Genomic DNA, 5,770 nt, shown 5'->3' with positions numbered 1-5,770 from the left:
GCCAGGGCAGCGAAGGTCAGCTTGTGAACGCGCATCGAATCTTCCTCAGCATCAGTGGGGGGTGGTGTCGCCTGCTCGGTACAAGCCTGTACGAGCGAGCACTTCTGATCACCAAGACCCGCCCGGCCCCGTGCCCCGTTCCACCCAACCACCCCCCAATACACCCCTGTTACACGAACAGCCCAACACAACGCACACCACCACCCGGCACACCCCGCCCACACCGCCCCTCTCCCGCACCCCCTCCCCCACCACCGTCCGCCGCAGGAACCGGGGTCAAGGCCCGAGAACGTTCGTCCCCGTTGCCTGATCAGACTCTGTTGTCGGTCTGGGCAGCGAGTTCTTTGGTCATGAAGACGCGACTGGTGCCCGGCGGATCGCAGGGGACCTCTCCCAGGCGCTTCCAACCTTGTTTCCGGTAGAAACCGGGTGCCTGGAAAGTGATCGTGTAGAGCACGGCGGCGCGGCAGCCGCGGGCACGGGCCTCGTCCTCGGCCTGTCGAAGGATCTCCCCGCCCAGCCCGCTGCCGCGCAGCTCGGGCGGCAGGAAGAAGAGGTCGACGAAGAACAGCCCGAGCGAGGTGCGCCCGGTCAGTCCGCCGATCACCTGGTGCGACTCGGGATCACGGACCAGAACGGCGAGCGGTCTGCGGTCGTCGACGCCCGTCCTCTCGATGTTGAACCGGTCCAGCGCGTCGGAGATCACCGCGATGTCCGCGGGCATCGGGGCATCGGTGACAGTGAGGTCCATCCGGGGTTCGGGAGGCGGTGACGCGGTGACGGTCGTGTCGGATGCGGGCATGGTTCCTCCGGTACGTGAGCGGAGGCGGCGCGCCTCCGGTGCAGGTGCAGGGCGCGCAGGCGTGCCCTGCGCATCCGGCGACGCTAAGGCGTGGACGCTTCGACGGACGTCGAAGTGTGATCGGCGACAATCGGGGACATGGGTATTCAGCGCGCAGGTCAGGACGTGGGCGTGGACCTGGCGGCCGTGGCCAGGCTGCTTGCCGACGGGACCCGGGCTGCCTTCTGCCTGGCGCTGCTGGATGGCCGGGCGTGGACGGCGAACGAGCTCGCACGCTATGCCGGGGTCGCGCCCTCGACCGCGACATCGCATCTGAACCTGCTCGTCGGTGGTGGGCTCCTCGTCGAGGAGCGGCACGGACGCCACCGTTACCTGCGGGTGGCCGACCGCCGGGTGGTCGAGCTGATCGAGAGCCTCGCCGCGCTGGCCCCGCAGCAGACTGCCCGGCCGCGTTCGCTGTCGGCCTCCGGCCGTCAGCAGGCACTGGCCCGTGCGCGGCTGTGTTACGACCACCTGGCCGGCTCCGTCGCGCTGGCGATCACCGACGCGATGGTCAAGCGCGGCCTGCTGGAGTGGGGGCCCGAGCCGGGGCTGACCGGTGGGGGCGCGGCCTGGCTGGCCGAGGTCGGTATCACGGTGCCGAGCGGCTCGCGCCGCCCGCTGGTGCGCGCGTGCCTGGACTGGACCGAGCGCCGCCCCCACCTGGCCGGCGCGGTGGGTGCCGCTCTGTGCAGCCACGCCCTCACCGTCGGCTGGGTCACGCGGATCGGCACGACTCGTGCGCTCGCCGTGACCGTCACCGGCCGCCGGGCATGGCACGACCATCTGGGCCTGCCGCCAGCTGATCTCTGACCCTTGGGCAGTCGTCGGAAACGCACTCGCCGACGGACACACGACGCCCGGATCCGTTCTCGTCGACCGCCCCCTCGGCGACCAGGAAGTCGGCCGGCTCGACCAGGCTCCAGGTCGAAAACAGCAGGCCGTGTTCGGCCGGCTTGGACTTCGCGCGCCAGGTCACCACCGACCCGGCGCCCCTGCGGATGCTCCGCAGGCCGGAGGTCCGATCGAAGACCGTCGCCCGGGCGGTGAACGGACCGCCGTTCTTCACCGCCAGAAGGCACGAACCGTCCTCCGGCACGACCAGGCGACGCCGCTCGGCCGGAGTCAGTGACTCCCAGGGGCGCCGGACCCCGTTGATCAGCCCTCCCCGGGCGTCCAATTCGGCCACCCTCAGTGGTTCACCCCATCGCCGCGGCGGCTGCCGGAGTGAGCCCTCCGTCCGCGTACACGGCGCGTACGACAGCGGCCGTCATCAGGCGGCTCTTTCTGTTGGGCGGCCCCGCTCAAAGGTCCGGGCTGTCGTCGGCGGGAGGCCGGGGGTGGGGGATACGAGGGACAGGGATCTCGCGCTGCATGTTCGTGCCGCCCGAGTTCACGCTCACGCGGATTGCTGCCGGGGCGGTGGGGGACTGCTGGATGGTGAGGCCGTACTGGCTGATGTCTGCCGTCCGGCAGAGCGGATCGAGGAGGTCTGCCACGACGCGCTGAATGTCGGTTATCTGCTCAGGAGGGCAGCGCCGCAGCCGGAGCTCGGCAGCGACGACGCGCTGGGTGTGGCGGATCGAGTCGAGGTCCGCCGGCATGCAGACGTACATGTATGCCTCCACTCCTACGGGGACGGCCGGAGGAGGTTTTCGGCCGCTTGGCCTAATCCACTATGGAAGGTGACCCGACACTCTGCAACCCTGCAGAGTGCGGGGCAAGCGGTCGCTGCTGGATCGTAGAGTGCGACACCCGCCGATCGAGAAGGGAATCCTGCCTGTGTCACGGCCCCGTTCCGGCCCCACCGTGGCCCTGCGGCTGTTCGCCTCCGAGCTGCGCTCCAGGCGTGAAGCCGCGGGCTTCACCCTGGAGGCCGCCGCGGCGGCGCTCGGCGTGCACGAAATGACGCTCAGCCGTCTGGAGCTCGCCAGGACCGCCCCACGCCGCGCGACGGTGACCCACCTGCTGCGCCTGTACGGGACGCCGGACGCCGAGGCGGAGACGGTCCTGGCGTCACTGGAGGAGGCGCGGCGGCCGGGATGGTGGCACCCGTACCGCGACATCCTCCCCGACCACCTGGCCGGTGTGATCGATCTGGAATCAGCAGCCAGCCTGATCCGCACCTACGCCCCCGGAGTGGTCCCCGAGCTGCTCCAGACCCCCGGCTACGCCCGTGCGCTCCTGAAGCTGCGTCACCCCCGCGCCGGTGCGGAGGAGATCGGCCGGCGGCTGCGGCTCCTGGAGGAACGGCAGCTGCACACCGTCCGCCGCACGGACCGGCCCGTACGGTTGTGGGCCCTGATCGAGGGCGTTGTACTGGAGCGGGTGATCGGGGACCGGGACGTGATGGCCGAGCAGCTTGCCCACCTGGACCACGTCGCCGTACACCGGGGGGCGGTCACCCTGCAGGTGATCCCCACCGCGGCCGGACAGCACCCGCTGCTGCTGAGCGGATCCGCGGACATCCTGCGCTACACCCACCCGCAGCTCGCCGACCGGCTGATCGTGCGCGGCCTTCACCCGGAAGCCGCGACGGTCACGGAGGACAAGGGAGCGGTCCTCGCCTACCTCGCCGCGATGGACGCGACCGCGGCTCTCGCTCCACCCCCGACGCACCGCATCCGGACCGGAAAGGAATCACCTTCATGACCGACGGCACGCAGGATCTGGACCTCCAGCCCGAGAAACCGCACTCCGCAAGATTCTGGAACTACCTGCTGGGCGGAAAGGACAACTTCGCCGCGGACCAGGAACTCGGCGAGCAGATCAAGCGCGAGTACCCCGCCATGGTCGACCTGGCCCTCGCGACCCGCGCCTTCCTCGGACGGACCGTACGGCACCTGGCCGGCGAGGAGGGGTACCGGCAGTTCCTCGACATCGGCACCGGACTCCCGACCGCCGACAACACCCACGAAGTCGCGCAGCGCGTCGCACCCGACGCCCGGATCGTCTACGTCGACCACGACCCGATCGTCCTCGCGCACGCCCGAGCCCTGCTCACCAGCACACCCGAGGGCGCCACCGACTACGTGGACGCCGACCTGACGGACCCGGACACGGTGCTCGCCCACGCCGCGCGGACGCTGGACCTGGACCGGCCGGTCGCGCTGATGCTGATGTCCGTCATCGGCCACGTCACCGACCCCGCCGAGGCCGCCGCCCTGGTGCAGAGGTACACGGCCCGCCTCGCGCCGGGCAGCTGCCTGGTCCTGTGCACGACCCTGGCATCACCGGAGACCGACGCCGCGAGCGACTCCTACGGAGCCTCCGGGACCATCCCCTACGTGACGAGCTCCGCCGAGGCCATGACCGCGATGGCAAAAGGCCTCACCATCCCCCCGCCCGGCCTCGGACCGATCAACCGCTGGTTCCCCGACCAGCACACCGGCGCCGGCCCGGACACCGAACAATGGGGGTATGTCGCCTACAAGGCAGCCTGATCCTGCTGCTCGCGCACGAAGACGCCTCTCGTCGCGAGACACCCGTACTCGTCCTGGAGCCGCCCGGCTCGTGCCGTCGCACGGGCCGGGCAGTCCACCGGGCGCCCCCGGCAGCGGTCCACCGGCCCCTCCGCCGCCTCCCGTCCAACCCCCCATCCTCTGCCTGCCGGTCCGCGCCCTCGTCGTATGCGACATGCTGGTCGAACGGCTTCGTCCTGCCGGAACAAACAGGAGACGTCATCCGGAGAGCGTCATGAAGGATCTGCTACAGCTGTAGGTGCACCAGCAGGTCGCCAGCGGGGGATACCAGTTCCCCGGGTCCTTGTCGCCCTTTGCCGGCTCGTCGCAGGCCAGGCTGCGTTCGGTGCGGCGCGCCCGGCGCATGCGTTCCACCCACGCACCCGCCAAACCGCCCGGACACGGGAGCCTTCGACCGCCGCCCGGGCAAGACCCGGAACGCCCGCGCCACGGAGCTTGACAAGAAGGACTTCGTGTTACAGCCCGGCAGAGATCCGGCGCGCCTGAGGGGGTTGAGGTGTCGGAGGAGCACAGGTAGTAGCCCCGTGCTGCCTGTCCCAGGTGCCGCAATCCTCAAGACGGGCTACAACCCATGGATCGTCTTGAAGTACGTCGGGAAGTCGTGTGGTCATGTCTATCGCTGCCACCGAGAGCTGATGTGCAGTGAGCCCTTCACATTCACGCAGGTCGGCGGCGCGCAGGTTGGTCTGAACCAATATCGCTTCGTTCATGTGGGCGCCGCGCAGATCAGCAGCGAACAGCTCTACACCGTCCAGGCGGGCCTCGCCCAGCCAGGCGAGGCAGAGGTCCGCGTAGTTGAGGATCGAGCGTCGGAAGTCCACCCCCCGCAAGTCGGCCCTGCGCAGGTCGGCTGAGGTCAGAAACATCCATGACAGGCTGGGCGGAGAATCGAACTCGAAGTGCCGCAAGCTGAGTCCGGCCAGTCCCGCCCTGCGCAAGTCCACACGGCGCGGTTCGTGCCGGTCTGGACGTCGGGCGAGGACGTTGACTGCAGCCTGAAGGTCAGCGGGGAGTTCGATGCCCCACGCAACTTCACGGTGTGACGGGTTCCGCTCGTGGGGCAGAGCCAGGGGGTCGCTCGATGGACCGCGGTGTGTGGTGTTGTGGATGAACCCGGCCAGGACGTTCACGATGGCTGTGTGTTCTTGTGGGGACTCGGTCAGTAGGTGCTCCAGGCTGTACACGCCGCCGAGCCGCACTTCGAGCTTGCCGGAAGCGAGCTGTTCGATGGCAGCACGGAACCGTTCTGTCACCTGGCCGCGGCGAGACAGTGCGTATGAGCGCGCGGTGTACACCAGGCCGGCCAGAACAGAGATACCCGCGAATGCTGCCAGCACCGTTTGCCGCACGGCGTTACTGACTTCGGCTGGTTAGGGTGACGTTGGGGTGTCGACGGCCAGGCCGGTGCCGGCTATGAAGCCGTCGAGGGTGTCGGGCCGGTACTGCA

The 5,770-nt window shown here is 69.5% G+C and carries 7 protein-coding genes and 1 pseudogene; 3 read left to right on the top strand and 5 right to left on the bottom strand.

Annotation, left to right across the window (positions count from 1 at the left end; all coding sequences use genetic code 11):
- Positions 1-310: 310 nt before the first annotated feature.
- Complete coding sequence (locus tag ABZY11_RS42465; protein WP_356484301.1) at positions 311-802, bottom strand: GNAT family N-acetyltransferase; 492 nt, start codon at positions 800-802, stop codon at positions 311-313.
- Between the two features lie 138 nt (positions 803-940).
- Between ABZY11_RS42465 and ABZY11_RS42460 the strand changes: the two genes are divergently transcribed.
- Complete coding sequence (locus ABZY11_RS42460; protein ID WP_356484300.1) at positions 941-1,654, top strand: helix-turn-helix transcriptional regulator; 714 nt, start codon at positions 941-943, stop codon at positions 1,652-1,654.
- 61 nt (positions 1,655-1,715) lie between these two features.
- Here the strand turns inward: ABZY11_RS42460 and ABZY11_RS42455 are convergent.
- Both ABZY11_RS42455 and ABZY11_RS42450 read right to left on the bottom strand, forming a co-directional pair.
- Positions 1,716-1,808 (bottom strand): annotated as a pseudogene (locus tag ABZY11_RS42455) (helix-turn-helix domain-containing protein); the annotation flags it as partial.
- A 337-nt stretch (positions 1,809-2,145) separates the two neighbouring features.
- Positions 2,146-2,457: a hypothetical protein gene (locus ABZY11_RS42450; RefSeq protein WP_356484299.1), complete on the bottom strand. Its 312-nt coding sequence runs from the start codon at positions 2,455-2,457 to the stop codon at positions 2,146-2,148.
- 166 nt (positions 2,458-2,623) lie between these two features.
- On the opposite strand from ABZY11_RS42450, the gene ABZY11_RS42445 reads away from it, so the two are divergent.
- Both ABZY11_RS42445 and ABZY11_RS42440 read left to right on the top strand, forming a co-directional pair.
- Entirely contained in the window at positions 2,624-3,493 is an 870-nt protein-coding gene (locus ABZY11_RS42445) for a helix-turn-helix transcriptional regulator (RefSeq protein WP_356484298.1), read from the top strand.
- Positions 3,490-4,284 (top strand): SAM-dependent methyltransferase, encoded by a 795-nt coding sequence (locus tag ABZY11_RS42440; protein WP_356484297.1) that lies wholly within the window; start codon positions 3,490-3,492, stop codon positions 4,282-4,284. The genes ABZY11_RS42445 and ABZY11_RS42440 overlap by 4 nt, the downstream gene beginning before the upstream one ends.
- Positions 4,285-4,521: 237 nt before the next feature.
- Here the strand turns inward: ABZY11_RS42440 and ABZY11_RS42435 are convergent, their stop codons facing one another.
- Together ABZY11_RS42435 and ABZY11_RS42430 are read right to left on the bottom strand one after the other, a co-directional pair.
- On the bottom strand, positions 4,522-4,677 hold the full coding sequence (locus ABZY11_RS42435; RefSeq protein ID WP_356484296.1) for a hypothetical protein: 156 nt from the start codon (positions 4,675-4,677) through the stop codon (positions 4,522-4,524).
- 101 nt (positions 4,678-4,778) lie between these two features.
- Positions 4,779-5,672, bottom strand: coding sequence for a pentapeptide repeat-containing protein (locus ABZY11_RS42430; protein WP_356484295.1), 894 nt, complete (start codon positions 5,670-5,672; stop codon positions 4,779-4,781).
- Positions 5,673-5,770 lie beyond the last annotated feature (98 nt).

Source organism: Streptomyces sp. NPDC006510, assembly GCF_040611955.1.
Lineage (GTDB): Bacteria > Actinomycetota > Actinomycetes > Streptomycetales > Streptomycetaceae > Streptomyces.
This window is presented reverse-complemented; position numbering and strand designations above follow the sequence as displayed.

Coding starts and splice junctions, on each gene's coding strand:
- ABZY11_RS42465 (WP_356484301.1), bottom strand. CDS start 802: ATGCCCGCATCCGACACGACCGTCACCGCGTCACCGCCTCCCGAACCC.
- ABZY11_RS42460 (WP_356484300.1), top strand. CDS start 941: ATGGGTATTCAGCGCGCAGGTCAGGACGTGGGCGTGGACCTGGCGGCC.
- ABZY11_RS42450 (WP_356484299.1), bottom strand. CDS start 2,457: ATGTACGTCTGCATGCCGGCGGACCTCGACTCGATCCGCCACACCCAG.
- ABZY11_RS42440 (WP_356484297.1), top strand. CDS start 3,490: ATGACCGACGGCACGCAGGATCTGGACCTCCAGCCCGAGAAACCGCAC.